A 25,872-nucleotide genomic window follows, 5' to 3' on the forward strand; every position below is an offset into this window, starting at 1 on the left:
AGGGTGCGCTGCGGAGTGCTGCCCCACCACTCGTTGTCAGTGGCGCCCCGTACGTCAGGACCTAGCCGCGCAGGCTCTGGGCGGCCTCGGTGGCCCAGTAGGTGAGGATCATCTGCGCGCCGGCACGGCGGATGCCGGTGAGGGTCTCCATGATCGCCTTGTCCCGGTCGATCCAGCCCCTCTCGGCGGCGGCCTCGACCATCGAGTACTCACCACTGATCTGGTAGGCGGCGACGGGCACGTCGACGGACGCGGCAACCTTCGCGAGCACATCGAGGTACGGGCCGGCCGGCTTGACCATGACCATGTCGGCGCCCTCCTCCAGGTCGAGCGCCAGCTCGCGCATGGACTCGCGGAGGTTGGCGGGGTCCTGCTGGTAGGTCTTGCGGTCGCCCTTGAGGGAGGAGCCGACGGCCTCGCGGAAGGGGCCGTAGAAGGCGGAGGAGTACTTCGCGGTGTACGCGAGGATCGCCACGTCCTCCTTGCCGATGGTGTCCAGGGCGTCGCGGACGACCCCGACCTGGCCGTCCATCATCCCGGAGGGGCCCACGACGTGGACGCCGGCGTCGGCCTGGACCTGCGCCATCTCGGCGTAGCGCTCCAGGGTGGCGTCGTTGTCGACGCGGCCGTCGGCGTCCAGGACGCCGCAGTGGCCGTGGTCGGTGAACTCGTCGAGGCACAGGTCGGACATGATGATGAGCTCGTCGCCGACCTCGGCCTTCACGTCCCGGATGGCGACCTGGAGGATCCCGTCGGGGTCGGTCCCGGCGGTCCCGGCAGCGTCCTTCTTGGCATCTTCCGGCACGCCGAAGAGCATGATCCCGGAGACCCCGGCCTCCAGCGCCTCCACGGCGGCCTTCCGCAGGGTGTCCCGCGTGTGCTGCACGACCCCGGGCATGGCCTCGATCGGGACGGGCTCGGTGATCCCCTCGCGCACGAACGCGGGCAGGATCAGGTCGGCGGGATGCAGCCGGGTCTCGGCCACCATCCGGCGCATGGCAGGCGTCGTCCGCAGCCGCCGCGGCCGCGCCCCGGGAAAGGATCCGTACGAGTTCATAAACCGAGGCTACGCCCGCGACACGAGTGCATTTACCGACACTTTGTTGCCGCCCCGCACCCGTGCGGGCCCTCGCCTGGCTGGGCGTTGCCCCGCTGCCGTGTGGGCAATCGTCCCGCAGGGCGGGACGGGTGGGCACACGGGACGGCGCCCTCGGCGGCGCCTCCGCGTCCCGCGCCTGGACCCGCACCCCAACCGCGCGGCGCACACGGGGTGCGGGTCAGGGCGCGGAAGCCTCGGGCGCCGGCAGGGCGCGGGTCCGTTGTGCCCACCCTCCCCCAAGCTCTCGGCTTCGCTCGAGCAGGGGGGACCCCCTTGCCCCGGCGGAACGCATGCCCACAACGGGGGGCGCGGGTCCACAACGAAAAAGGTGCGGGCCCGTGAACCGGGCCCGCACCCCACGAAACCGCTACGTCGTCCGACGCCTCCGCGCCCCCGGCCGCCGCTCACTGGGCCGCGTCACCGGATCCCCCGCCTCCAGCGCCGACTCCCGTCGCCGGAGACCGAAGTCCGCAAGGGCCTCGGCGAGCTTGTGGACGGACGGCTCCGGCGAGAGGACGTCGACCCGCAGCCCGTGCTCCTCGGCGGTCTTCGCCGTGGCGGGCCCGATGCAGGCGATCACGGTCACGTTGTGCGGCTTGCCGGCGATGCCGACCAGGTTCCGCACGGTCGAGGAGGACGTGAACAGAACGGCGTCGAACCCGCCGCCCTTGATCGCCTCCCGCGTGTCCGCCGGCGGCGGCGACGCGCGCACCGTCCGGTAGGCGGTGACGTCGTCGACCTCCCACCCGAGCTCGATCAGGCCCGCGACCAGCGTCTCGGTCGCGATGTCGGCGCGCGGCAGGAAGACGCGGTCGATCGGGTCGAAGACCGGGTCGTACGGCGGCCAGTCCTCAAGGAGGCCCGCCGCGGACTGCTCACCCGACGGCACGAGGTCCGGCTTCACACCGAAGTCGACCAGCGCGGCCGCGGTCTGCTCGCCCACCGCCGCGACCTTGATGCCGGCGAAGGCGCGGGCGTCGAGCCCGTACTCCTCGAACTTCTCCCGTACGGCCTTCACCGCGTTCACGGAGGTGAAGGCGATCCACTCGTAGCGTCCGGTGACGAGCCCCTTGACCGCCCGCTCCATCTGCTGCGGGGTGCGCGGCGGCTCGACGGCGATGGTCGGCACCTCGTGCGGCACCGCGCCGTACGAACGCAGCTGGTCGGAGAGCGACGCGGCCTGCTCCTTGGTGCGCGGCACGAGGACCCGCCAGCCGAACAGCGGCTTGGACTCGAACCACGACAGCTGGTCCCGCTGCGCCGGGGCGCTGCGCTCGCCGACCACGGCTATGACCGGCCGGTGGCCCTCGGGCGAGGGGAGGACCTTGCCCTGCTTGAAGACCTGGGCGATCGTCCCGAGGGTCGCGTTCCAGGTCCGCTGGCGGGTCGTCGTACCGGCGATGGTCACGGTGAGCGGGGTGTCCGGCTTACGGCCAGCCGCCACCAGTTCACCGGCCGCCGCGGCGACCGAGTCGAGGGACGTGGAGACGACGACGGTCCCGTCCGAGGCACCGACCTCGGTCCAGCACCGCTCGTCGGCGGTGCGGGCGTCGACGAAGCGCACGTCGGTGCCCTGCGCGTCGCGCAGCGGCACACCCGCGTAGGCGGGCACGCCGACGGCGGTGGCGACGCCGGGGACGACCTCGAAGGGGATGCCCTCGGCGGCGCAGGCGAGCATCTCGGCGCCCGCATTCCCGTCGAGGCCGGGGTCGCCGGTCACCGCACGGACGACCCGCCTGCCGCCCCGCGCGGCCTCCATGACAAGATTGGCGGCATCCCTCAACACGGGGACACCGGCGGTTGTTGACGTCTCGTCAACGACCGTCAGCTCAGGCGTGCTCACCCCCACGCGCGCATGGCCGCGAACGACCTCGAGCACCTCCGGCTCGGCGATCAGGACGTCCGCCCCCGCGAGGGCTTCGACGGCCCTGAGGGTCAGGAGTCCGGGGTCGCCCGGGCCTGCGCCGAGGAACGTGACGTGCCCATGGCCCGCGAAGGCCGGGGACAGGGGGCTGGTGGTCGGGCTGGTGGGGCTCAAAGTGCTCGCTCCCCCATAAGACCGGCCGCACCCTTGGCGAGCATCTCGTCCGCGAGTTCGCGTCCGAGCGCCAGGGCCTCGTCGTGCGAGGTGGGTACGGGTCCGGTGGTGGACAGCTGCACCAGCGTCGAGCCGTCGGTGGTGCCGACGACGCCGCGCAGGCGCATTTCGGTGACAACCTGCCCGTGACCGGGGTCGTCGGCCAGCAGGTCGGCCAGCGCACCCACGGGTGCGGAGCAGCCGGCCTCCAGGGCGGCGAGCAGGGATCGCTCGGCGGTCACGGCGGCCCGCGTGTGCGGGTCGTCGAGGGGCGCGAGCGCGGCGACGAGTTCGGTGTTCGACGCCAGGCATTCGACGGCCAGGGCCCCCTGGCCGGGGGCGGGCAGGACGGTGTCGACGGACAGCGGCTCGGCGGTCAGGCCGCCGAGGAGCTCGTCGGTCCCGCCGATGCGGTTGAGTCCGGCCGCGGCCAGGACGACCGCGTCCAGCTCGCCCTTGCGGACGTAGCCGACGCGGGTGTCGACGTTGCCGCGGATGGGGACGCAGGTGATGTCGAGGCCGTGGTTGCGTGCGTACGCGTGGAGCTGCGCCATCCGGCGCGGGGAGCCGGTGCCGACGCGCGCGCCCTGGGGCAGCGTGTCCAGCGTGAGGCCCTCCCCCGCGATCAGTACGTCGCGCGGGTCCTCGCGCGGCGGGATCGCGGCCAGCACCAGGTCGGGGTGCTGGGCGGTCGGCAGGTCCTTCAGGGAGTGCACGGCGAAGTCCACCTCGCCGGCGAGCAGCGCGTCACGGAGCGCGGCGACGAAGACGCCGGTGCCGCCGATCTGCGCGAGGTGCTCCCGGGAGGTGTCCCCGTACGTCGTGATCTCCACGAGCTCGACGGGCCGGCCGGTCAGCTGCCGGACGGCGTCGGCCACGTGCCCGGACTGGGCCATGGCGAGCTTGCTGCGCCTGGTCCCGAGCCTCAGTGCCCTCTCGGTCATACTCGCCCTCGGTTCTTGACGTCGGCGTCATTCAGGTCGGCCCGGCTGACGGAAGCCACCGTCTCCGGGTCGAGGTCGAAGAGTGTCCGCAGCGCGTCCGCGTACCCGGCGCCGCCGGGCTCGCTGGCCAGCTGCTTGACCCGCACGGTCGGCGCGTGCAGGAGCTTGTCGACGACGCGGCGCACGGTCTGGGTGATCTCGGCGCGCTGCTTGTCGTCGAGGCCGGGGAGGCGGCCTTCGAGGCGGGCGACCTCGCCCGCGACCACTTCGGCGGCCATGGTGCGCAGGGCGACGACGGTCGGGGTGATGTGGGCGGCGCGCTGGGCGGCGCCGAAGGCGGCGACCTCGTCGGAGACGATGCCGCGCACCTGGTCGACGTCGGCGGCCATGGGCGCGTCGGCGGAGGCCTCGGCGAGCGATTCGATGTCGACGAGCCGGACACCGGGGATGCGGTGGGCGGCGGCGTCGATGTCGCGGGGCATGGCGAGGTCGAGGAGGAAGAGCGGGTCACGGCGTCCGCGCGTGGCGTCCTCGACGGCCTCGCCGGTGAGGACGAGTCCGGTGGCGCCGGTGCAGGAGACGACGACGTCGGCACGTGTCAGTTCGTCGCCGACGGCAACCATCTCGACCGCGCGTGCGGCCACTCCCGTTCCCCCGGGCTCGTTCAGGATCTGCGCGAGCCGCTCGGCGCGGGCCAGGGTGCGGTTGGCGATGACGATCTCGGAGACGCCGGAGCGCGCGAGCGTGGCGGCGGCGAGCGAGGACATCGAACCGGCGCCGATGACGAGGGCCTTCTTGCCCTTGGACCAGGTCTCGACGTCCGTGTCCTGGGCGAGCTGCTCCAGGCCGAAGGTGACGAGCGACTGCCCGGCCCGGTCGATGCCGGTCTCGCTGTGGGCGCGCTTGCCGACCCTCAGGGCCTGCTGGAACAGGTCGTTGAGGAGGCGTCCCGCGGTGTGGAGGTCCTGGCCGAGGGCGAGGGTGTCCTTGATCTGGCCGAGGATCTGGCCCTCGCCGACGACCATGGAGTCGAGCCCGCAGGCCACCGAGAAGAGGTGGTGGACGGCCCGGTCCTCGTAGTGCACATAGAGATAAGGAGTGAGCTCGTCCAGGCCGACGCCGCTGTGCTGCGCGAGCAGCGTGGACAGCTCGGCGACCCCGGCGTGGAACTTGTCCACGTCGGCGTAGAGCTCGATGCGGTTGCAGGTGGCCAGGACGGTGGCCTCGGCGGCCGGTTCGGCGGCGAGGGTGTCCTGGAGGAGCTTGGCCTGGGTGTCCGCCGACAGCGAGGCCCGCTCCAGGATGGAGACCGGGGCGCTGCGGTGGCTCAGTCCGACGACGAGAAGGCTCATGCCGGCATCACCGCGGGGACGTCCCCGTCGGGTCCCTTGCGACCGGTGGTGCCCGTGGTGCCACGGGGAGCCGGCGGTACGACGACGGGCTCGGGCTCGGCGACCGCGTCGTGGCCCTCCTCGGCGCTCGTCTCCTCGCCGGCCTTGCGCTGCTCGTGGAAGGCGAGGATCTGCAGCTCGATGGAGAGGTCGACCTTGCGCACGTCGACGCCGTCGGGCACGGAGAGCACGGTCGGGGCGAAGTTCAGGATGGAGGTGACTCCGGCGGCGACGAGGCGGTCGCAGACCTGCTGGGCGACGCCGGCCGGGGTCGCGATGACGCCGATGGAGACGCCGTCCTCGCTGATGATCTTCTCGAGGTCGTCGCTGTGCTGGACGGGGATCCCGGCGACCGGCTTGCCGGTCATGGCGGGGTCGGCGTCGATGAGCGCGGCGACGCGGAAGCCTCGGGAGGCGAAACCGCCGTAGCCGGCGAGGGCGGCGCCGAGGTTGCCGATGCCGACGATGACGACGGGCCAGTCCTGGGTGAGCCCCAGCTCGCGGGAGATCTGGTAGACGAGGTACTCGACGTCGTAGCCGACACCGCGGGTGCCGTACGAGCCGAGGTAGCTGAAGTCCTTGCGCAGCTTCGCGGAGTTGACCCCCGCCGCGGCCGCGAGCTCCTCGGAGGAGACCGTGGGTACGGAGCGCTCCGAGAGCGCGGTGAGTGCGCGCAGATACAGCGGAAGCCGGGCGACGGTGGCCTCGGGAATTCCTCGGCTACGGGTCGCCGGTCGGTGAGTTCGGCCAGTTGCCACGGTGCTCCTGCGGGATGAGCGGGGCTGCAGGCGGCCGTACGTCACAAGACCGCCCCGTCGAATGCAGGCTATGTCTTTGTGAACGCGTGCACAAAGATGGTGTCCGTTTTGTCTGCCCAAAGTGACCGGGGTCACGCGGCCGGTTCCTATCGTCGCGGAACCGCGGAGCGTGTCAGCGCGTTGAGATCCCGAAGGGGGCAAAGCCGCACACTCTCCTCACGATGCCGCCCCCGAAACCCAACAAAACGTCCATGATGGTAACCGGCTTTCGGTCAGGCACCCAGTTCGCGCCGGAGCCGTCCGGCGTCCACGCGCCAGAAGGTGTGCTGCTCGCCGTCGATCAGGACCACGGGGATCTGCTCCCAGTACGCCCGGTGGAGCTCCTCGTCCCGGGTGATGTCCTTCTCCTCCCAGGATGCTCCGGTCTCCGCGCACACGGCCTCGATCACCGCGCGGGCGTCGTCGCAGAGATGGCACCCCGGCTTGCCGATCAGCGTGACGGTCCGCGAGGCGGCGTCCTTCTTCTTCACACGTCCGAACATGACGTCCATTCTGGCGCCGGGCAACAGGGGAGTCCCCCACTGTTCACACACCGGCATCCTCGCAAGTCGGGAAGTACCGAACAGACTGGCTATGCTCAACGACATGGCCGCTCTGGGATGGCTCACCCCCCGTAGGCGCTCCGCCACCGCGCGCAGCGTCCTGGCAGGCGAGGCCGCCGCCGAGGCGGCGCGCAAGTCCTCGCTCCAGCTGGAACAGGAGCGGGAGGAGGCCGCCGCCACCGAAGCCGAGGCCGCCGAGCCCGAGTTCCCGGTCGTCGGGGACGTGCGGGCCGCCGCCTTCTTCGATCTCGACAACACCGTGATGCAGGGCGCCGCGATCTTCCACTTCGGTCGCGGCCTGTACAAGCGGAAGTTCTTCCAGCGCCGCGAACTCGCGCGCTTCGCCTGGCAGCAGGCCTGGTTCCGGCTCGCCGGCGTCGAGGACCCCGAGCACATGCAGGACGCCCGCGACAGCGCCCTGTCCATCGTCAAGGGCCACCGCGTCTCCGAACTGATGTCGATCGGCGAGGAGATCTACGACGAGTACATGGCCGACCGCATCTGGCCGGGCACCCGCGGCCTCGCCCAGGCCCACCTGGACGCCGGCCAGAAGGTCTGGCTGGTCACGGCCGCCCCGGTCGAGACGGCCACGATCATCGCCCGCCGGCTCGGCCTGACCGGCGCGCTCGGCACGGTCGCGGAGTCGATCGACGGCGTCTACACGGGCAAGCTGGTCGGCGAGCCCCTGCACGGACCGGCCAAGGCCGAGGCGGTACGGGCCCTCGCCGCCGCCGAGGGCCTGGACCTGAGCCGCTGCGCCGCGTACAGCGACTCGCACAACGACATCCCGATGCTGTCGCTCGTGGGGCACCCGTACGCGATCAACCCGGACACCAAGCTCCGCAAGCACGCGAAGGACCGGGACTGGCGACTGCGCGACTACCGGACCGGCCGCAAGGCCGCCAAGGTCGGCATCCCCGCCGCCGCGGGCCTGGGCGCACTGGCCGGCGGGACCGCCGCCGCGGTCGCCCTGCACCGCCGCCGCCACTGACGCCGCCCCGCCCGGAAGGGCCCTGCCGATACGTTTCGGCTGCGATCATCTGCGACAACCCCGGACCAGGCGGGCTCACCCGTCCGTGGTCGAACAGCACCGCACAGGTCGACTCCCGGGCATTCCGCGCTCCTTACCCCGCAACGGCCCCGTTCATTCACCCGTCCCGCACTTGAGCACAACGCATCGCCCGCGCAATCACACTCGGAAGCAAACCGATCAACAATCGGTCACGAACTGCGACTTGATGCGACTACAAGCGGTAACGGAAACGACGTAATCGGTGATTTGAGCAACTGGGTGTAGCGCTGCCTGTACGAAGCGTTATTCTCCTCAGACGCACAAAGGACCCCTCGCGTCGCCACGACGGGTGAACGGTCCCGCACTGCACGTGATGGAAGCTCTGCCTCTGGGAGTCCCGTGTACCCACACGTCGGGGTTGACACCTCGGGCCTGGCTACGCTGCGCGCAACGGTCCTCGACCACTTGCGCGGCTTCGTCCCCACCGCGTACGCCGGCCCTGTCCCCGCCTTCGCCTTCGCCGCACCGGCACCCGCCGGCCCTTGCTACGCCCTGGCCGAGGGCGGCGCCGCCGTGAGCAGACGGGGCGCCCGCTCCGGCTCCGGAACCTCGACCACCGCCCGCCGCCCCACCGCGGACAGTGACAGCGCCCGCATGATGGACCTCGTCGAGCGCGCCCAGGCGGGCGAGGCCGAGGCCTTCGGCCGCCTGTACGACCAGTACAGCGACACGGTCTACCGCTACATCTACTACCGCGTCGGCGGGAAGGCGACGGCGGAGGACCTCACCAGCGAGACCTTCCTGCGCGCCCTGCGCCGGATCTCCACCTTCACCTGGCAGGGCCGCGACTTCGGCGCCTGGCTCGTCACCATCGCGCGGAACCTGGTCGCCGACCACTTCAAGTCCAGCCGCTTCCGCCTGGAAGTCACCACCGGCGAGATGCTCGACGCCAACGAGGTCGAGCGCAGCCCCGAGGACTCCGTCCTGGAGTCCCTCTCCAACGCCGCACTCCTCGACGCCGTCCGCCGCCTCAACCCCCAGCAGCAGGAGTGCGTGACCCTCCGCTTCCTCCAGGGCCTCTCGGTCGCCGAGACCGCCCGGGTCATGGGCAAGAACGAGGGCGCGATCAAGACCCTCCAGTACCGGGCCGTCCGCACCCTGGCCCGCCTCCTTCCGGACGACGCCCGCTGACCGCTCCGCGCCCCCCACACGCACCCCCCTGCCCCGGTCCGCGCCCCCACCCCCACGCCTCCCCCCACATCCCCACGACCCCCGCCCAACTCACAGTCGGTGACGCCTCGATGACGCACTGGTCCGATCATCTTTCGCGCGTAACCCAAGTGCCGCGCCGCTCGTTGTGCGGGATGCAGGCTCCCTGTGGTCACGCCATGCCCACAGCCACTCACTCTTTCGTGTGGATGTGCTCAAGGTGTGCAACCTTCCGGACACCCCGGGGAGTCGACCGTCATGACGAGAGGAGGTGCCGCCAGTGATCGCGAACGTATCGGCGCACCGGCGGGCGAACGCCTTCGCCCAGGCCCTGGAGGACCGGGCGTCCGCTGACGCGGCGGCCGAGCAGCCCGAGGCCCCGGCGGAACCGGCCGAACCCGCCGAACAGGGGCGGCTGTTGGCCCTGGCGAACGGCCTCGGAGAGCTGCCCAAGCCACAGCTCGACCCCGAGGTCAAGGTGGTGCAACGAGCCCAGCTCGTCGCCGCCATGGAAGCGATGCTCATGGAGGGGAGCGCTGCCGGGGGCCCTACGGTGCCGGAGCAGCGGACATCCACCGGCAAGGGAGCCCACCGGGCGTCCCCGCTCCGGAAACTGCGCCCCCGGTCCCGCTGGACCAAGGGCCTCGCCGCCGGCGGCCTCACGGTCGGTGTGGCGGCGGGCGCCTTCGGCGGAGTGGCCGCTGCCAGTTCCGACGCCCTCCCCGGTGACTCGCTCTACGGACTCAAGCGGGGCATGGAGGACATCAAGCTGGGCATGGCGGACGACGACGCGGACCGCGGCGGCATCTACCTCGACCAGGCCTCCACCCGCCTCAGCGAGGCCCGCCGGCTCATGGAGCGCGGCCGCGCCGGGGAGCTCGACCACGAGTCCCTCGCCGAGATCCGCCGCGTCCTGGGCGGGATGAAGCACGACGCCGCCGAGGGCCACCGGCTGCTCCGCGAGGCGTACGACCGGGACGGCGAGATCGGCCCCATGGCCCGGCTCAACTCCTTCGCCCAGGCCCACCGGGACACCTGGAACGGCCTCCGCGACCGGCTCCCCGTCCAACTGTCGGACGTCGGCAGCGAGGTGACGGACGTCTTCGACGCCATAGACGAAGACGTCGAGCCGCTCCAGTCGGTGCTCCCCCGCACCCCCGAGAAGGGCGCCGTCGGCTCCGAGGGACCGCGCACCAGGCCCGGCACCCCGAGCGGCACCCAGGGCACGGACACGCAGCAGCCGCCGACCGGCCACGAGGCGTCCCCCTCGGGCAGCCACTCCGCCGCGCCCCGCCCGTCCGGGCCCAGCACGGGGACGAGCCCGAGCACGGGCAGCGGCACCGCCTCCCCGGAGGAGGACGGTCTCCTCGGCGGCAGCACCGGCGGACTGCTCAAGCCCTCCCCGACGGGCACACCGACGGCCCCCACCGAGGGCCAGTCGACCCCGGACGTGCCGGACGTGACCCTTCCGCCACTCCTGCCGGGCCTGCTTCCGGGCCTCGGCATCGACAGCGAGGACGCTCGCTAGCAAGAAGAAGGGGCGCCCCCACGGACGGGGGGCGCCCCTTCTTCCATGCGCCCTTCCATGCGACGGTCAGAAGACACCGGCTCAGAAGAACACCGACCGCCGCTGCACCAGCAGCTTGTACAGCGTGTGCTGGATCTGCTCCCGCACCTGGTCCGTCAGGTTGAACATCAGCATCGGGTCCTCCGCCGCCTCCGGCGCGTACGAGTCCGTCGGGATCGGCTCGCCGAACTGGATCGTCCACTTCGTCGGCAGCGGCAGCGCCCCGAGCGGCCCCAGCCAGGGGAAGGTCGGGGTGAGCGGGAAGTACGGGAAACCGAGCACCCGCGCCAGGGTCTTGGCGTTCCCGAGCATCGGGTATATCTCCTCGGCCCCCACGATCGAGCAGGGCACGATCGGCACCCCGGCCCGCAGCGCCGTCGAGACGAAGCCGCCCCGCCCGAACCGCTGGAGCTTGTACCGCTCCCCGAAGGGCTTCCCGATGCCCTTGAAGCCCTCCGGCATCACCCCGACGATCTCGCCGGAGCGCAGCAGCCGCTCCGCGTCCTCCGCGCAGGCCAGCGTGTGCCCCGCCTTGCGGGCCAGCTCGTTGACGACGGGCAGCACGAAGACCAGGTCCGCCGCGAGCAGCCGCAGGTGCCGCCCGGCCGGATGGTGGTCGTGGACGGCGACCTGCATCATCAGCCCGTCCAGCGGCAGCGTCCCGGAGTGGTTGGCGACGATCAGCGCCCCGCCCTCGGCCGGGATGTTCTCGACGCCCTTCACCTCCACCCGGAAGTACTTCTCGTACAGCGGGCGGAGGAGCGACATCAGGACCTGGTCGGTGAGCTCCTCGTCGTAGCCGAACTCGTCGACCTCGTACTCGCCGGTGATCCGCCGCCGCAGGAACGCGAGCCCGCCCGCGAGCCGCCGCTCCCAGCCGCTCCCGCCGCCCACGGCCGTCTCGGGCCCGGGTTCGGGCGCCGGGGGCTCGGCGGGCCCCTCCAGTGCCTCCTTGGGCCCCGGCAGGGCCCGTACGGCCGCCGCCTCGCCCTCGGCCCTGGCGGGCCGCCGGCGGGCCCGTGGGCGGTCGTCGTCGAACGGAATGACCTTGGCGTCCGCCATCGCAGTCGGATCTCCTCAGGCGCCGTGATGAAGGGTGGAAGCGTCAGTGGGGGCGAGGCGCCCGGCGAGCCGGTCCACCGCCCCGGCGAGCAGCTCGGGCGGCAGCAGCCCGGGCCCCCGGCCCCGCGCGAAGTCCGCGAGCGCCTCCGCCGTCGAGTAGCGCGGCGAGAAGCCGAGGACCTCCCGGGTCTGGACCGTCGAGACGACCCGGCCGTGTGTGAGGAGCCGGATCTGCTCGGGCGCGAAGTCGGTGATCCCGACCGTGCGCAGCGCGGTGCCCACCCAGGTGACCGCGGGCAGCAGCACCGGTACCGTCGGCCGTCCGAGGCGCCGCGCGCACTGGGACAGCAGCAGCACCCCGTCCCCGGCCACGTTGAACGTGCCGCTGTTCTGGGTCGCCCTGCGGGGCTCGTGGGCCCCCAGGCGCAGGACGTCGATCACGTCGTCCTCGTGGACGAACTGCAGCCGCGGGTCGTAGCCGAGGACGGTCGGCAGCACCGGCAGCGCCAGGTACTCGGCGAGCGGGGAGTCGACCCGGGGCCCGAGGATGTTCGCGAACCGCAGCACGCACACCGCCACGTCCGGCCGGCGCCGGGCGAAGCCCCGGACGTACCCCTCGACCTCGACGGCGTCCTTCGCGAAGCCGCCGCTCGGCAGGGACTTCGCGGGCGTCGTCTCGGTGAAGACGGCCGGGTCCCGGGGCGCGGAGCCGTACACGCTCGTACTGGACTTGATCACGAGCCGCCGGATCCTCGGCGACTTCTGGCAGGCGCCGAGGAGCTGCATGGTGCCGATGACGTTGGTCTCCTTGACCGACGTCCGGCCGCCGCCGCCGAGCGCCGTACCGGTGACGTCCAGATGGACCACCGTGTCGACGTCGTGCTCGGCGAGGACCTTGGCGATCTCGGGCCGGCGGATGTCCGCCCGTACGAACTCGGCGGCACCGAGCTGGTGCGCGGGGTCGACCGCGTCCACGGCGATCACCCGCTCCACTTCCGGGTCCCGCTGGATCCGCCGCACGAAACGGCCGCCCAGATGCCGGGCGGCACCGGTGACGAGCACGACCTTGCCCAAAGCAGCGCCTTCCGTCCGTCACTCCCGTTGGTCGACACCGTAGCGCCTCGAGATTTCCGCGGGATAAAAGCCGCGGCACAAAGGCAAAGGCGTGGCCCCCCACCGCGAACGGTGAAGGGCCACGCCTGACGCAAAACGCTGCGAAGCAGCTGTCGCCTTACTTCTTGTTGCGACGCTGAACGCGCGTGCGCTTGAGCAGCTTGCGGTGCTTCTTCTTCGCCATCCGCTTGCGCCGCTTCTTGATAACAGAGCCCACGACTACCCTCGCTCACTTCTCGGAACATCCCCGCCTCCCGGCGGGGATCGGTGCGGGGCGTCTGGGCCCACACGACCTACGTCGGCCTAGCCTACCGTCCCGAGCACCGCGCAAGTAATCCGAGGGCCGGACTCCGCTCACCGGCTGTTCGGCCGCGCGCTCGCTACGCGGTCCCCACCCCCACGAAGGACTCCCTCAGGTACTCGTGAACCGCCTGTTCCGGCACCCGGAAGGACCTGCCCACCCGGATCGCCGGCAGATGACCGCTGTGCACCAAGCGGTACACGGTCATCTTCGAGACGCGCATCACCGAGGCGACTTCCGCCACGGTCAGAAACTTGACCTCGTTGAGAGGTCGATCGCCAGCAGCCATGACCCACCTGTACCTTCCGCCGCGACGCCCACCGGCTTCCCCTCCGGTGACTCTTCGTCGCCGAGCGCTCACTCTCCAGACTAGGGGCGGGTGGTACGAGTGGGGAAGAGGAGCTGCCATCGGCCGTTTACCGTGACAGACACGCTCGATTGAGTACATAGCGCGTGAGCGGGAGGTACGAGGCGGAGCGCACGCCGTCATCAAGCGGAACGGCCACCGACACCTGTCCCTCCGCCTCACCGACGAACAGCGCCGGATCATCCGTATCGGCCAGACCGATGGCCTCGATACCCAGCTGACCTGCCCCGCAGACCCATCCGTGGTCCCCCACCACGAGCTCCGGCAGCGGCCCGCCGCCGTCGGCCGCGCTCTCCAGAGCGGCCCTAACCGGCAGCGGCGAGTGGGAGTGCGCCCCCGGCACGCGCCCGTCCCCCGACGGCCCGGGTTCCCGTACCAGCGCGACACCGCGTACGTAGTCGAGGAGGTACGTACGTACGCCGAACCGGGTCGTTATGTCGACACATCGCCCCTGCGCCGGTGTGAGGACAAGACATCCCGCCGCCGACAAGGCGTCTGCGAGAGCGACGTAGAAACCGAGCAGACGGTGCGGATGACCCGTCCCGAGGAGCACCGGAACCCGCCGCGCGGCCGCCGCACCCAGGCGCGCCGCGAAGGCGTCGAGCCCCCGCACCGTACGCTCCGGATCGATGACGTCAGGACCCGACCGGTGCGCCGGATCCCCCGACACCCCGCACTTGTCGGCCATCAGCCGCAGCAGACCGGCCTCGTCCCACCCCCACTCGGGGTCGAGCCCGAGCAGCACCCGCGGATCACGCGCGGCGAACAGCCGATAGCTCCGCAGGTTCTCCTCCCGCGAGGTCGCCACCGTGCCCGCCAGGCCCGCCGCCAACAGATGCGCCCGCAGCGCCCCGGTACTCCACACCCGTCCGATGCTGCCGGAACACCACCGCACGGGGATCCAAACCTCCCGGACACCCCACCGTCGGCGTAACACCCAGCAGAACGTTCCCTTGGGCCGGCGGCTAGGCCAGCAGCCCCCGCAGCGGAAAAGCCGCCTTCCGCGTCGCGAGGACCGCCTGGTCGAGCCGGTCCGCCGGGTCGTACCCCTCGGCCCAGTCCCGGAAGCCCACCGGCCACCGCCCGTCCGTCATCCGCGCCGGCCCGAGCTGCCGGGTCCGCGCGTACACCTCGTCCCGCCAGGACGCCGGGATCACCGACTCCGGATCCACCGGAGCGTGCGCCGCGATCCCCACCAGATGCGTCCACGACCGCGGTACGACGTCCACCACCGCGTACCCGCCGCCGCCGAGCGCCAGCCAGCGCCCGTCCGCATGCTCGTGGGCCAGCTCGTGACAGGCCTCCTGCACCGCCCGCTGCGCGTCCAGCGACACCGCCAGGTGGGCCAGCGGATCCTCGAAGTGCGTGTCCGCCCCGTGCTGCGTCACGAGGACCTGTGGCCGGAAGTCCGCGAGCAGCTCCGGCACGACCGCGTGGAAGGCCCGCAGCCACCCCGCGTCCCCCGTCCCGGCCGGCAGCGCCACGTTCACGGCCCCGCCCTCACCGGCCCCCGCCGCGCCCGTCTCCTCCGGCCAGCCCGTCTGCGGGAACAGAGTCCGCGGATGCTCGTGCAGCGAGACCGTCAGAACCCGCGGGTCCTCCCAGAACGCCGCCTGCACCCCGTCCCCGTGGTGCACGTCCACGTCCACGTACGCCACCCGCTCGGCGCCCAGTTCGAGCAGCCGGGCGATGGCGAGCGAGGCGTCGTTGTAGATGCAGAAACCGGAAGCCGTCCCCGGCATGGCGTGGTGCAGTCCACCGGCGAAGTTCACCGCGTGCGCGGCCTCCCCGCGCCAGATCGCCTCCGCCGCGCCCACCGACTGCCCGGCGATCAGCGCCGACACCTCGTGCATCCCGGCGAACGCCGGATCGTCGACCGTCCCGAGCCCGTACGACTGGTCGGCACGGCGCGGATCCGCCGAGGCCGCCCGCACCGCCGCCACGTAGTCCTCGCGGTGCACGAGCCGCAGCGTCGAGTCCCCGGCCGGCTTCGCCGCCACCACGTCCACCGCCCGGTCGAGCCCGTAGGCCCGCACCAGCGACATCGTCAGCGCGAGCCGTACGGGATCCATCGGGTGCTCGGACCCGAAGTCGTACCGCGTGACGGCTTCATCCCACATCAACAGTGCGCGGCTGCTCATGCCCGCCACCGTATCGGGCCTCTCGCGCACCGAACGACGTGGCATACACCACCGTCACCAGGACCAGCACCATCGGCACCAACATGGCCCCCCGATAGCTCCACGCGTCCCCGAGCGCACCCACCAGAGGGGACCCGACGAGGAACCCCACGTAGTTGAAGACGTTGAGCCGCGCGACCGCCGCGTCACTGGCCCCCGGGAACAACCTCCCCGCCGCGGCGAAGGTCTGCGGCACGATCACGCTCAGCCCGAGCCCGAGCACCGTGAACCCGGCGATCCCCGCCCAGGCACCCGGCGCCGCCGCGACCACCGCGAACCCGAGCGCCGCGAGCACCGCCCCCACCCGGACGACCACGACGGCCCCGAACCGCCGCACCCCGAAGTCCCCGACGGCCCGCCCGAGCAGCGTCGTCACCATGTACGCGTTGTACGGCACGGTCGCCAGCTCCTCCGAGCTGTGGAGCACGTCCTGGAGGTACTTGGCGCTCCAGTTGGAGACCGTCGAGTCCCCGATGTACGCGAAGGTCATCACCAGACAGAGCGGCAGCAGCACCTTGAAGACGACACCGCTCCCCTTGCCGTCCCCCGCCTCGACCGCCCCGGAGTCCCCACCGGCCACGTACCACCGGCTGCCGACGAACGCGGCGGGCAGCAGCACGGCCACCACCGGCAGGTACGACACGAACAGCGACAGGTGCCAGTGGGCCCCCACCCAGGCCAGCGAGGCCCCCGCGATCCCGCCGAGGCTGTACGAGGCGTGGAAGCCGAGCATGATGCTCCGCCCGTACGCCCGCTGGAGGCTCACCCCCAGCATGTTCATGGAGGCGTCGAGCGAACCGACCGCGATCCCGAAGAGCCCGAGCGCGATCGCCGCGTGCCAGAGCTGGGACCCGAGCCCGACGGCAAGAAGCGCCAGGAGCACGAAGGGCTGCGCCCACCGCAGCACGACCGCGGGCCCCACCCGGGCGACGACCTTCTCGGTCGCCACGCTCGCCACACCCGCCAGGATCGGGACGGCGGCCAGGAAGGCCGGCAGCAGCCCGTCCGAGATCCCGTACTGGTCCTGGATCGCCGGTATTCGAGTCACGAGCAGGGCGAAGGTGACCCCCTGCACGAAGAAACTGCCCGCCAGGGATCCCCGCCCACGCCTCAACCGCGCATCCGTCATGGCGGCACAGCGTACGGCCGGTAACTACCGATGGGTAGATGGATCACGTCCCCAAAATCGCGAGGAGCTCGTCCATCCCCCCGAAGAACCCCTTGGCCCCGCTGAGCTTGGCCTCCGGCGTCATCGCGGTGAACCCGTACACGTCCATCCCGGCCGCCAGGGCGGCCTGCACGCCGGGCCCGCTGTCCTCGACGACCACACACCGCTCGGGAGCGACCCCCATCCGCTCGGCGGCGTACAGGAACAGGTCGGGAGCCGGCTTGCCACGGCCCACGTCCTCGGCACTGAAGATCGTCTCGTCCCCGAAGTACGCGTCGAGCCCGGTCGTCCGGTGCCCGACCCGGATCCGCTCATGGCTCCCCGAGGAGGCCACACAGTACGGAGCCCCGACCGCGGCGAGCCCCTTGAGCACGTCCGCGGCCCCCGGCACGGCCGCCAACTCCGCCTGGAACGCGGCGAACACGCGCGCGTGGAAGACGTCGTCGAAGTCCGCCGGCAACCGCTGCCCGCTCCGCTCCTCGACCAGCTCATGGATGCGATGCATGGCGGATCCCATGTAGTCCCGCACGGACTCCTCGTACGTGGTGGGGTGCCCGAGCTCCGTCAGATAGCCGGCCAGCAGGGTGTTGGAGATGGGCTCGCTGTCCACGAGCACACCGTCGTTGTCGAAGATGACCAGGTCGTATCGCATGACCACAGCGTAGAACGCAAAAATGCCTCAACCCCCGGACAAGGTCCGGGGGTTGAGGCTAAAAATTGTTCGGCGGCGTCCTACTCTCCCACAGGGTCCCCCCTGCAGTACCATCGGCGCTGAAAGGCTTAGCTTCCGGGTTCGGAATGTAACCGGGCGTTTCCCTAACGCTATGACCACCGAAACACTATGAAGTTACGAACCGCCGCACCCCGCAGGGGGCGTGTTCGTTGCTTCAGAACTAACACAGTGGACGCGAGCAACTGAGGACAAGCCCTCGGCCTATTAGTACCGGTCAGCTCCACCCCTTACGGGGCTTCCACATCCGGCCTATCAACCCAGTCGTCTACTGGGAGCCTTACCCTCTCAAGGAGGTGGGAACACTCATCTCGAAGCAGGCTTCCCGCTTAGATGCTTTCAGCGGTTATCCCTCCCGAACGTAGCCAACCAGCCATGCCCTTGGCAGGACAACTGGCACACCAGAGGTTCGTCCGTCCCGGTCCTCTCGTACTAGGGACAGCCCTTCTCAATATTCCTACGCGCACAGCGGATAGGGACCGAACTGTCTCACGACGTTCTAAACCCAGCTCGCGTACCGCTTTAATGGGCGAACAGCCCAACCCTTGGGACCGACTCCAGCCCCAGGATGCGACGAGCCGACATCGAGGTGCCAAACCATCCCGTCGATATGGACTCTTGGGGAAGATCAGCCTGTTATCCCCGGGGTACCTTTTATCCGTTGAGCGACGGCGCTTCCACAAGCCACCGCCGGATCACTAGTCCCGACTTTCGTCCCTGCTCGACCCGTCGGTCTCACAGTCAAGCTCCCTTGTGCACTTACACTCAACACCTGATTGCCAACCAGGCTGAGGGAACCTTTGGGCGCCTCCGTTACCCTTTGGGAGGCAACCGCCCCAGTTAAACTACCCATCAGACACTGTCCCTGATCCGGATCACGGACCGAGGTTAGACATCCAGCACGACCAGAGTGGTATTTCAACGGCGACTCCACAACCACTGGCGTGGCTGCTTCACGGTCTCCCACCTATCCTACACAAGCCGAACCGAACACCAATATCAAACTGTAGTAAAGGTCCCGGGGTCTTTCCGTCCTGCTGCGCGAAACGAGCATCTTTACTCGTAGTGCAATTTCACCGGGCCTATGGTTGAGACAGTCGAGAAGTCGTTACGCCATTCGTGCAGGTCGGAACTTACCCGACAAGGAATTTCGCTACCTTAGGATGGTTATAGTTACCACCGCCGTTTACTGGCGCTTAAGTTCTCAGCTTCGCCTGGTCGAAACCAAGCTAACCGGTCCCCTTAACGTTCCAGCACCGGGCAGGCGTCAGTCCGTATACATCGCCTTACGGCTTCGCACGGACCTGTGTTTTTAGTAAACAGTCGCTTCTCGCTGGTCTCTGCGGCCACCCCCAGCTCAGAGTGCAAGACTCATCACCAGGCGTGGCCCCCCTTCTCCCGAAGTTACGGGGGCATTTTGCCGAGTTCCTTAACCATAGTTCACCCGAACGCCTCGGTATTCTCTACCTGACCACCTGAGTCGGTTTAGGGTACGGGCCGCCATGAAACTCGCTAGAGGCTTTTCTCGACAGCATAGGATCATCCACTTCACCACAATCGGCTCGGCATCAGGTCTCAGGCTATGTGTCACGCGGATTTGCCTACGTGACGCCCTACACCCTTACCCCGGGACAACCACCGCCCGGGCTGGACTACCTTCCTGCGTCACCCCATCGCTTACCTACTACCACCTTGGGTCGACGGCTCCACCACTTTCCTTTCCCCGAAGGGTCCGGAACGGCTTCACGGCCTTAGCATTAATGGGCTCGATATTGGGCGTTTCAAAGCGGGTACCGGAATATCAACCGGTTGTCCATCGACTACGCCTGTCGGCCTCGCCTTAGGTCCCGACTTACCCTGGGCAGATCAGCTTGACCCAGGAACCCTTAGTCAATCGGCGCACACGTTTCTCACGTGTGTATCGCTACTCATGCCTGCATTCTCACTCGTGAACCGTCCACAACTCGCTTCCGCGGCTGCTTCACCCGGCACACGACGCTCCCCTACCCATCACAGCACCCGTTGGGGCTTTTGCTGCAATGACACGACTTCGGCGGTACGCTTGAGCCCCGCTACATTGTCGGCGCGGAATCACTTGACCAGTGAGCTATTACGCACTCTTTCAAGGGTGGCTGCTTCTAAGCCAACCTCCTGGTTGTCTCTGCGACTCCACATCCTTTCCCACTTAGCGTACGCTTAGGGGCCTTAGTCGATGCTCTGGGCTGTTTCCCTCTCGACCATGGAGCTTATCCCCCACAGTCTCACTGCCGTGCTCTCACTTACCGGCATTCGGAGTTTGGCTAAGGTCAGTAACCCGGTAGGGCCCATCGCCTATCCAGTGCTCTACCTCCGGCAAGAAACACACGACGCTGCACCTAAATGCATTTCGGGGAGAACCAGCTATCACGGAGTTTGATTGGCCTTTCACCCCTAACCACAGGTCATCCCCCAGGTTTTCAACCCTGGTGGGTTCGGTCCTCCACGAAGTCTTACCTCCGCTTCAACCTGCCCATGGCTAGATCACTCCGCTTCGGGTCTTGAGCGTGCTACTGGATCGCCCTGTTCGGACTCGCTTTCGCTACGGCTTCCCCTCACGGGTTAACCTCGCAACACACCGCAAACTCGCAGGCTCATTCTTCAAAAGGCACGCAGTCACGAGGATGTGCAAGCACATCCCGACGCTCCCACGGCTTGTAGGCACACGGTTTCAGGTACTATTTCACTCCGCTCCCGCGGTACTTTTCACCATTCCCTCACGGTACTATCCGCTATCGGTCACCAGGGAATATTTAGGCTTAGCGGGTGGTCCCGCCGGATTCACACGGGATTTCTCGGGCCCCGTGCTACTTGGGTGTCTCTCCAACGAGCCGTACAGATTTCGGCTACGGGGGTCTTACCCTCTACGCCGGACCTTTCGCATGTCCTTCGCCTATCCATACGGTTTCTGACTCGTCCTGTCGCCGGCAGACGACAGAAGAGAGATCCCACAACCCCGCATGCGCAACCCCTGCCGGGTCTCACACGCCTGCGGTTTGGCCTCATCCGGTTTCGCTCGCCACTACTCCCGGAATCACGGTTGTTTTCTCTTCCTGAGGGTACTGAGATGTTTCACTTCCCCTCGTTCCCTCCACATGCCCTATGTGTTCAGGCATGGGTGACAGCCCATGACGACTGCCGGGTTTCCCCATTCGGAAACCCCCGGATCAAAGCCTGGTTGACGGCTCCCCGGGGACTATCGTGGCCTCCCACGTCCTTCATCGGTTCCTGGTGCCAAGGCATCCACCGTGCGCCCTTAAAAACTTGGCCACAGATGCTCGCGTCCACTGTGTAGTTCTCAAACAACGACCAGCCACCCATCACACACCGCCAGGCGGTGCTGTACTGGGGCCGGCATCCTCGAAGGCATGACCATGACGGCCGTACCCTCAGACACCCAACAACGTGCCAGGCACAGTCCGTTCCTCGAATCCCGTGTTCCACGCCGAAGCAGTACTAGCGGTCTCTCGTCCCTGACTGTGCCAACTAATCAACGTTCCACCCATGAGCTGACCGTGCGAGACGTTCGCTCGCATCCGGTGCTGTGCTCCTTAGAAAGGAGGTGATCCAGCCGCACCTTCCGGTACGGCTACCTTGTTACGACTTCGTCCCAATCGCCAGTCCCACCTTCGACAGCTCCCTCCCACAAGGGGTTGGGCCACCGGCTTCGGGTGTTACCGACTTTCGTGACGTGACGGGCGGTGTGTACAAGGCCCGGGAACGTATTCACCGCAGCAATGCTGATCTGCGATTACTAGCAACTCCGACTTCATGGGGTCGAGTTGCAGACCCCAATCCGAACTGAGACCGGCTTTTTGAGATTCGCTCCGCCTCACGGCATCGCAGCTCTTTGTACCGGCCATTGTAGCACGTGTGCAGCCCAAGACATAAGGGGCATGATGACTTGACGTCGTCCCCACCTTCCTCCGAGTTGACCCCGGCGGTCTCCTGTGAGTCCCCATCACCCCGAAGGGCATGCTGGCAACACAGGACAAGGGTTGCGCTCGTTGCGGGACTTAACCCAACATCTCACGACACGAGCTGACGACAGCCATGCACCACCTGTATACCGACCACAAGGGGGGCACTATCTCTAATGCTTTCCGGTATATGTCAAGCCTTGGTAAGGTTCTTCGCGTTGCGTCGAATTAAGCCACATGCTCCGCTGCTTGTGCGGGCCCCCGTCAATTCCTTTGAGTTTTAGCCTTGCGGCCGTACTCCCCAGGCGGGGAACTTAATGCGTTAGCTGCGGCACCGACGACGTGGAATGTCGCCAACACCTAGTTCCCAACGTTTACGGCGTGGACTACCAGGGTATCTAATCCTGTTCGCTCCCCACGCTTTCGCTCCTCAGCGTCAGTAATGGCCCAGAGATCCGCCTTCGCCACCGGTGTTCCTCCTGATATCTGCGCATTTCACCGCTACACCAGGAATTCCGATCTCCCCTACCACACTCTAGCCTGCCCGTATCGGATGCAGACCCGGGGTTAAGCCCCGGGCTTTCACACCCGACGTGACAAGCCGCCTACGAGCTCTTTACGCCCAATAATTCCGGACAACGCTTGCGCCCTACGTATTACCGCGGCTGCTGGCACGTAGTTAGCCGGCGCTTCTTCTGCAGGTACCGTCACTTGCGCTTCTTCCCTGCTGAAAGAGGTTTACAACCCGAAGGCCGTCATCCCTCACGCGGCGTCGCTGCATCAGGCTTGCGCCCATTGTGCAATATTCCCCACTGCTGCCTCCCGTAGGAGTCTGGGCCGTGTCTCAGTCCCAGTGTGGCCGGTCGCCCTCTCAGGCCGGCTACCCGTCGTCGCCTTGGTGGGCCGTTACCCCGCCAACAAGCTGATAGGCCGCGGGCTCATCCTTCACCGCCGGAGCTTTCCACCCGGGAAGATGCCTTCCCGGGTCGTATCCGGTATTAGACCCCGTTTCCAGGGCTTGTCCCAGAGTGAAGGGCAGATTGCCCACGTGTTACTCACCCGTTCGCCACTAATCCACCCCGAGGGGCTTCATCGTTCGACTTGCATGTGTTAAGCACGCCGCCAGCGTTCGTCCTGAGCCAGGATCAAACTCTCCGTGAATGTTCACCGGTGATCCGGTGGCACACTCGCGTTGAGCGGGACGGTCATGCCGGAATGTGGCCGACCGTCCACAGCGTCCTCGCTGTGTATGTTGCCTGCCCGCCACGAGGGCCGGCAGGACTTTTCAAAGGAACCTCGGCCATCCGTAAGGATGGACGGGGTATCAACTAATCTGGCGTTGATTTTTGGCACGCTGTTGAGTTCTCAAGGTGCGGACGCTTCCTTCGTTCCCGTTTCCGGGCCCTCCGGGCGCTTCCTTCGTTTCCGACTCTATCAGATCTTTCCGATCCGATTTCCTCGGTGCTTTCCGGTCCCTTTCGCTCCGGGCCCTTCCGGCGTTTCCGACTCTATCAGATCCTTTCGGCGTCTGACTCCCAGTCAGGGGGTTTGTCTTTCCGGCTGTTGGGCCGTTCCGACGAGTGAGACTTTAGCGGATTCCTGCCCTCCGACGCTAATCGGGCGGCTTGCGCTCAGACCTTCGAACGCGAATTCCTCATTTCGCAAAAACGCGCGGAAGCGCGACGGCGCGACAAAGCACCGTCAGCTTCTGTGGATCTTGCGGAATTGCTGTCCGGGGCCGACCGGGGTCGGTGCTCACGTCGGACAACTCGGAGAACACTACGGACGGGGAGGGGGCGTGTCAACCCTGCTCCGTGGGCGTACCTCTGCCCGGGTGACGGAAGGCGTGGCGGTAGTCGCGGGGGCTGGTGCCCAGGTGGGAGGCGAAGTGCTGGCGCATCGTGACCTCGCTGCCGAAGCCCGCGCGGCGGGCGACCTCGGGGAGGGGGTGGTCGGTGCGTTCGAGGAGCTTCTGGGCTGCGGCGACGCGCTGGGTGATGAGCCAGTGGAGGGGGGTCGTCCCCGTGGTGGCCTGGAAGTGGCGGGCGAAGGAGCGGGGGGACATGCCGGCGAGGGCGGCCAGGCTCGCGACGGTGTGCGGTTCGGCGAGGTGGGCCAGGGCGTGGGCGCGTACGGCGGCGAGGGCGTCGGCGTCGCGGTCGGCGCGGGGTGTGGGGTGCTCGATGAACTGGGCCTGGGTCCCCGTACGGAAGGGGGCCGTGACCATCGAGCGGGCGACGGTGGCTGCCGCCTCCGCTCCGTGGGCGGTGCGGATCAGGTGGAGGCAGAGGTCGATGCCCGCGGCGGTGCCGGCCGAGGTCCAGATGCCGGTGTCCTCGACGAAGAGGGCGTCCGGTTCGACCTGGACGGCCGGGTGGAGGGCGGCCAGGGTGCCGGCCAGGTGCCAGTGGGTGACGGCGCGGCGGCCGTCCAGGAGGCCCGCGCGGGCGAGGACGAAGGCGCCGGCGCAGAGCGAGGCGACCGGGATGCCGGCGGTGTGGGCGCGGCGGAGGGCGTCGAGGACGGGGGCCGGGAGGTCGACGTAGGGGTCCTCGATGCCGGGGACGACGACCAGGTCGGTGGGGGTGAGGTCGTCGAGCCAGCCGAGCGGGCGGTCGGGGGTGAGGGTGAGGCCGCCGCGCAGGGGGATGGGGGTGTGCGGGTCGGCGGCGGTGCGGCGGAGTTCGAAGGGCGGGACGCCGCGGAGGGTGCGGTCGCTGTCCCAGACCTCGGTGATGACGGAGACGTCGAAGGCGCGGATGCCGGGGAAGGCGACGAGTGCGATGCGCTGGGGGTGGGATGTGGGGTTCCGTGGCACGTCTGGCAGTAAAGCATCGATCGCTGGCATTCGTACCCCTGGGACGCGGAGGTCTCCGGCGGGAGGATCGTTGTCATGGAGATCAACGAGAACGCAGCGCTGGTGGTCATCGACGTGCAGAAGGGCTTCGAGCAGGAGTTCTGGGGGCGGCGGAACAATCCGGAGGCGGAGGCGAACATCGCGGCTCTGATCGACGCCTGGCAGGAGACGGGGCGGCCGGTCGTCTTCGTACGGCACGACTCGCCTCGGGCGGGTTCGCCGCTGGAGCCGGGGACCGAGGGGAACGCGTTCAAGGACTTCGTGGAGGAGCGGCGGGGGAAGGGGTCCGGGCCTGAGCTCTTCGTGACGAAGTCCGTGAACTCCGCCTTCTACGGGGAGCCCGATCTGGATGCATGGCTGAAGGGGGCCGGGGTCGAGCAGTTCGTGGTCGTCGGGATCCAGACCAACATGTGCAACGAGACGACCGCCCGGATGGGCGGGAACCTGGGGTACGACGTGCTGTTCCCGCTGGATGCCATGCACACCTTCGACCTGGCGGGGCCGTTCGGCTGGACGCAGACGGCGGAGGAGCTGACCCGGGCGACGGCGGTGTCGCTGCACGGCGGGCGGTTCGCCCGGGTCGTGTCCACGGAGGACGTGCTGAAGGGTGCTTCCGCGAAGTAGAAGGAGGGGTGATCGGTCAGCTGTTGCCGGAGGCCAGTTCGCGGCTGCGGTCGCGGGCCGCTTCCAGGGCGGCGATCAGGGCGGCCCGTACGCCGTGGTTCTCCAGCTCGCGGATGGCGCTGATCGTGGTGCCGGCCGGGGAGGTGACGGCCTCGCGGAGCTTGACCGGGTGCTCGCCGCTGTCGCGGAGCATCACGGCGGCGCCGATGGCGGCCTGGACGATGAGGTCGTGGGCCTGGGCGCGGGGCAGGCCGAGGAGGATGCCGGCGTCGGTCATGGCTTCGACGAGGAAGTAGAAGTAGGCCGGGCCCGAGCCGGAGAGGGCGGTCGCCGCGTCCTGCTGGGACTCGGGGACGCGGAGGGTCTTGCCGACGCCGCCGAAGATCTCCTCCGTGTGGGCGAGGTGCTCGGGGGTGGCGTGGCTGCCGGCCGAGATGACGGACATGCCCTCGTCGACGAGGACGGGGGTGTTCGGCATGACGCGGACGACGGGGGTGCCGGCGGTGAGGCGGTCCTCGATGAAGGACGTGGGGATGCCGGCGGCGGCGCTGATGACCAGGCGGTCGGCGGCGACGTGCGGGGTGAGCTCGTCGAGGAGGCGGCCCATGTCCTGCGGCTTGACGGCCAGGATGAGGGTGTCGGCGCGCTTGGCGGCCTCGGCGTTCGTGACGGTCTCGACGCCGTAGCGGTTGCGGAGTTCCTCGGCGCGTTCGGCGCGGCGGGCGGTGACCAGGAGGTTAGCGGGGCGCCAGCCGGCGCGGATCATGCCGCTGAGGAGCGCTTCACCGATCTTGCCGGTGCCGAGGACTGCGACGGTCTGGGTCATGGGTCTGTTCACCTCGCCGGAGGGGGCCT

Annotated in this window: 20 protein-coding genes and 3 rRNA genes; 4 read left to right on the forward strand and 19 right to left on the reverse strand. The window is 68.8% G+C overall.

Annotated elements, in window-relative coordinates:
- Positions 1–61 precede the first annotated feature (61 nt).
- The 6 genes from hemB to SVTN_RS16570 form a co-directional block, all read right to left on the reverse strand.
- Entirely contained in the window at positions 62–1,057 is a 996-nt protein-coding gene (hemB, locus tag SVTN_RS16545; RefSeq protein ID WP_041129790.1) for a porphobilinogen synthase, read from the reverse strand.
- Positions 1,058–1,466: 409 nt separating this feature from the next.
- Positions 1,467–3,137: a bifunctional uroporphyrinogen-III C-methyltransferase/uroporphyrinogen-III synthase gene (locus SVTN_RS16550; RefSeq protein WP_041129791.1), complete on the reverse strand. Its 1,671-nt coding sequence runs from the start codon at positions 3,135–3,137 to the stop codon at positions 1,467–1,469.
- The gene (gene hemC, locus SVTN_RS16555; RefSeq protein WP_041129792.1) at positions 3,134–4,120 is read right to left on the reverse strand and encodes a hydroxymethylbilane synthase; all 987 of its coding nucleotides are present in this window, start codon (positions 4,118–4,120) and stop codon (positions 3,134–3,136) included. The genes SVTN_RS16550 and hemC overlap by 4 nt, the downstream gene beginning before the upstream one ends.
- Positions 4,117–5,472: a glutamyl-tRNA reductase gene (locus SVTN_RS16560; protein ID WP_041129793.1), complete on the reverse strand. Its 1,356-nt coding sequence runs from the start codon at positions 5,470–5,472 to the stop codon at positions 4,117–4,119. Before SVTN_RS16560 ends, hemC begins: the two co-directional genes overlap by 4 nt.
- Positions 5,469–6,269, reverse strand: coding sequence for a redox-sensing transcriptional repressor Rex (locus SVTN_RS16565; RefSeq protein WP_041129794.1), 801 nt, complete (start codon positions 6,267–6,269; stop codon positions 5,469–5,471). The genes SVTN_RS16560 and SVTN_RS16565 overlap by 4 nt, the downstream gene beginning before the upstream one ends.
- Before the next feature lie 272 nt (positions 6,270–6,541).
- Positions 6,542–6,820: a glutaredoxin family protein gene (locus tag SVTN_RS16570; protein WP_041129795.1), complete on the reverse strand. Its 279-nt coding sequence runs from the start codon at positions 6,818–6,820 to the stop codon at positions 6,542–6,544.
- Between the two features lie 94 nt (positions 6,821–6,914).
- Between SVTN_RS16570 and SVTN_RS16575 the strand changes: the two genes are divergently transcribed.
- From SVTN_RS16575 to SVTN_RS16585, 3 genes are all read left to right on the forward strand, one after another.
- The gene (locus tag SVTN_RS16575; protein ID WP_041133966.1) at positions 6,915–7,862 is read left to right on the forward strand and encodes an HAD family hydrolase; all 948 of its coding nucleotides are present in this window, start codon (positions 6,915–6,917) and stop codon (positions 7,860–7,862) included.
- 420 nt (positions 7,863–8,282) lie between these two features.
- Positions 8,283–9,074, forward strand: coding sequence for an ECF subfamily RNA polymerase sigma factor, BldN family (locus SVTN_RS16580; protein ID WP_041129796.1), 792 nt, complete (start codon positions 8,283–8,285; stop codon positions 9,072–9,074).
- 298 nt (positions 9,075–9,372) lie between these two features.
- Positions 9,373–10,620, forward strand: coding sequence for a DUF5667 domain-containing protein (locus SVTN_RS16585; protein ID WP_041129797.1), 1,248 nt, complete (start codon positions 9,373–9,375; stop codon positions 10,618–10,620).
- Between the two features lie 81 nt (positions 10,621–10,701).
- On the opposite strand, the gene SVTN_RS16590 is transcribed toward SVTN_RS16585, so the two are convergent.
- From SVTN_RS16590 to SVTN_RS16640, 12 genes are all read right to left on the reverse strand, one after another.
- The gene (locus SVTN_RS16590) at positions 10,702–11,721 is read right to left on the reverse strand and encodes a lysophospholipid acyltransferase family protein (protein ID WP_041129798.1); all 1,020 of its coding nucleotides are present in this window, start codon (positions 11,719–11,721) and stop codon (positions 10,702–10,704) included.
- A gap of 15 nt (positions 11,722–11,736) precedes the next feature.
- Positions 11,737–12,795 (reverse strand): NAD-dependent epimerase/dehydratase family protein, encoded by a 1,059-nt coding sequence (locus tag SVTN_RS16595; protein WP_041129799.1) that lies wholly within the window; start codon positions 12,793–12,795, stop codon positions 11,737–11,739.
- A gap of 157 nt (positions 12,796–12,952) precedes the next feature.
- Positions 12,953–13,051 (reverse strand): 30S ribosomal protein bS22, encoded by a 99-nt coding sequence (locus SVTN_RS42080; protein WP_003948845.1) that lies wholly within the window; start codon positions 13,049–13,051, stop codon positions 12,953–12,955.
- 163 nt (positions 13,052–13,214) lie between these two features.
- Positions 13,215–13,424, reverse strand: coding sequence for a helix-turn-helix domain-containing protein (locus SVTN_RS16600; protein WP_030223786.1), 210 nt, complete (start codon positions 13,422–13,424; stop codon positions 13,215–13,217).
- A gap of 127 nt (positions 13,425–13,551) precedes the next feature.
- Positions 13,552–14,367, reverse strand: coding sequence for a phosphatase (locus tag SVTN_RS16605; RefSeq protein ID WP_041129800.1), 816 nt, complete (start codon positions 14,365–14,367; stop codon positions 13,552–13,554).
- A 100-nt stretch (positions 14,368–14,467) separates the two neighbouring features.
- Positions 14,468–15,643: an acetoin utilization protein AcuC gene (locus SVTN_RS16610; RefSeq protein WP_052499673.1), complete on the reverse strand. Its 1,176-nt coding sequence runs from the start codon at positions 15,641–15,643 to the stop codon at positions 14,468–14,470.
- Positions 15,612–16,811 (reverse strand): MFS transporter, encoded by a 1,200-nt coding sequence (locus tag SVTN_RS16615; RefSeq protein WP_041129802.1) that lies wholly within the window; start codon positions 16,809–16,811, stop codon positions 15,612–15,614. The genes SVTN_RS16610 and SVTN_RS16615 overlap by 32 nt, the downstream gene beginning before the upstream one ends.
- Before the next feature lie 43 nt (positions 16,812–16,854).
- Complete coding sequence (locus SVTN_RS16620; protein ID WP_041133967.1) at positions 16,855–17,502, reverse strand: HAD family hydrolase; 648 nt, start codon at positions 17,500–17,502, stop codon at positions 16,855–16,857.
- 67 nt (positions 17,503–17,569) lie between these two features.
- Positions 17,570–17,686, reverse strand: a 5S ribosomal RNA gene (gene rrf / locus SVTN_RS16625).
- An 81-nt stretch (positions 17,687–17,767) separates the two neighbouring features.
- Positions 17,768–20,886, reverse strand: a 23S ribosomal RNA gene (locus SVTN_RS16630).
- Positions 20,887–21,171: 285 nt separating this feature from the next.
- Positions 21,172–22,697, reverse strand: a 16S ribosomal RNA gene (locus tag SVTN_RS16635).
- Together the 16S, 23S and 5S rRNA genes form the textbook arrangement of a ribosomal RNA operon.
- A gap of 640 nt (positions 22,698–23,337) precedes the next feature.
- Entirely contained in the window at positions 23,338–24,384 is a 1,047-nt protein-coding gene (locus tag SVTN_RS16640) for a GlxA family transcriptional regulator (RefSeq protein ID WP_052499159.1), read from the reverse strand.
- Between the two features lie 45 nt (positions 24,385–24,429).
- Between SVTN_RS16640 and SVTN_RS16645 the strand changes: the two genes are divergently transcribed.
- Positions 24,430–25,017 (forward strand): cysteine hydrolase family protein, encoded by a 588-nt coding sequence (locus SVTN_RS16645; protein WP_041129803.1) that lies wholly within the window; start codon positions 24,430–24,432, stop codon positions 25,015–25,017.
- 16 nt (positions 25,018–25,033) lie between these two features.
- Here SVTN_RS16645 and proC read toward each other — a convergent pair whose 3' ends face one another.
- Complete coding sequence (gene proC, locus SVTN_RS16650) at positions 25,034–25,843, reverse strand: pyrroline-5-carboxylate reductase (protein ID WP_041129804.1); 810 nt, start codon at positions 25,841–25,843, stop codon at positions 25,034–25,036.
- Positions 25,844–25,872: the final 29 nt, after the last annotated feature.

It is taken from the genome of Streptomyces vietnamensis (assembly GCF_000830005.1).
Lineage (GTDB): Bacteria > Actinomycetota > Actinomycetes > Streptomycetales > Streptomycetaceae > Streptomyces > Streptomyces vietnamensis.

Bases quoted from the DNA above. Each gene is read 5' to 3' on its own strand.
- SVTN_RS16610 (WP_052499673.1), bottom strand. From the start codon at position 15,643: ATGAGCAGCCGCGCACTGTTGATGTGGGATGAAGCCGTCACGCGGTAC.
- SVTN_RS16560 (WP_041129793.1), bottom strand. From the start codon at position 5,472: ATGAGCCTTCTCGTCGTCGGACTGAGCCACCGCAGCGCCCCGGTCTCC.
- hemB (WP_041129790.1), bottom strand. From the start codon at position 1,057: ATGAACTCGTACGGATCCTTTCCCGGGGCGCGGCCGCGGCGGCTGCGG.
- SVTN_RS16590 (WP_041129798.1), bottom strand. From the start codon at position 11,721: ATGGCGGACGCCAAGGTCATTCCGTTCGACGACGACCGCCCACGGGCC.
- SVTN_RS16640 (WP_052499159.1), bottom strand. From the start codon at position 24,384: ATGCCAGCGATCGATGCTTTACTGCCAGACGTGCCACGGAACCCCACA.
- SVTN_RS16570 (WP_041129795.1), bottom strand. From the start codon at position 6,820: ATGGACGTCATGTTCGGACGTGTGAAGAAGAAGGACGCCGCCTCGCGG.
- hemC (WP_041129792.1), bottom strand. From the start codon at position 4,120: ATGACCGAGAGGGCACTGAGGCTCGGGACCAGGCGCAGCAAGCTCGCC.
- proC (WP_041129804.1), bottom strand. From the start codon at position 25,843: ATGACCCAGACCGTCGCAGTCCTCGGCACCGGCAAGATCGGTGAAGCG.
- SVTN_RS16615 (WP_041129802.1), bottom strand. From the start codon at position 16,811: ATGACGGATGCGCGGTTGAGGCGTGGGCGGGGATCCCTGGCGGGCAGT.
- SVTN_RS16645 (WP_041129803.1), top strand. From the start codon at position 24,430: ATGGAGATCAACGAGAACGCAGCGCTGGTGGTCATCGACGTGCAGAAG.
- SVTN_RS16620 (WP_041133967.1), bottom strand. From the start codon at position 17,502: ATGCGATACGACCTGGTCATCTTCGACAACGACGGTGTGCTCGTGGAC.
- SVTN_RS16600 (WP_030223786.1), bottom strand. From the start codon at position 13,424: ATGGCTGCTGGCGATCGACCTCTCAACGAGGTCAAGTTTCTGACCGTG.
- SVTN_RS16575 (WP_041133966.1), top strand. From the start codon at position 6,915: ATGGCCGCTCTGGGATGGCTCACCCCCCGTAGGCGCTCCGCCACCGCG.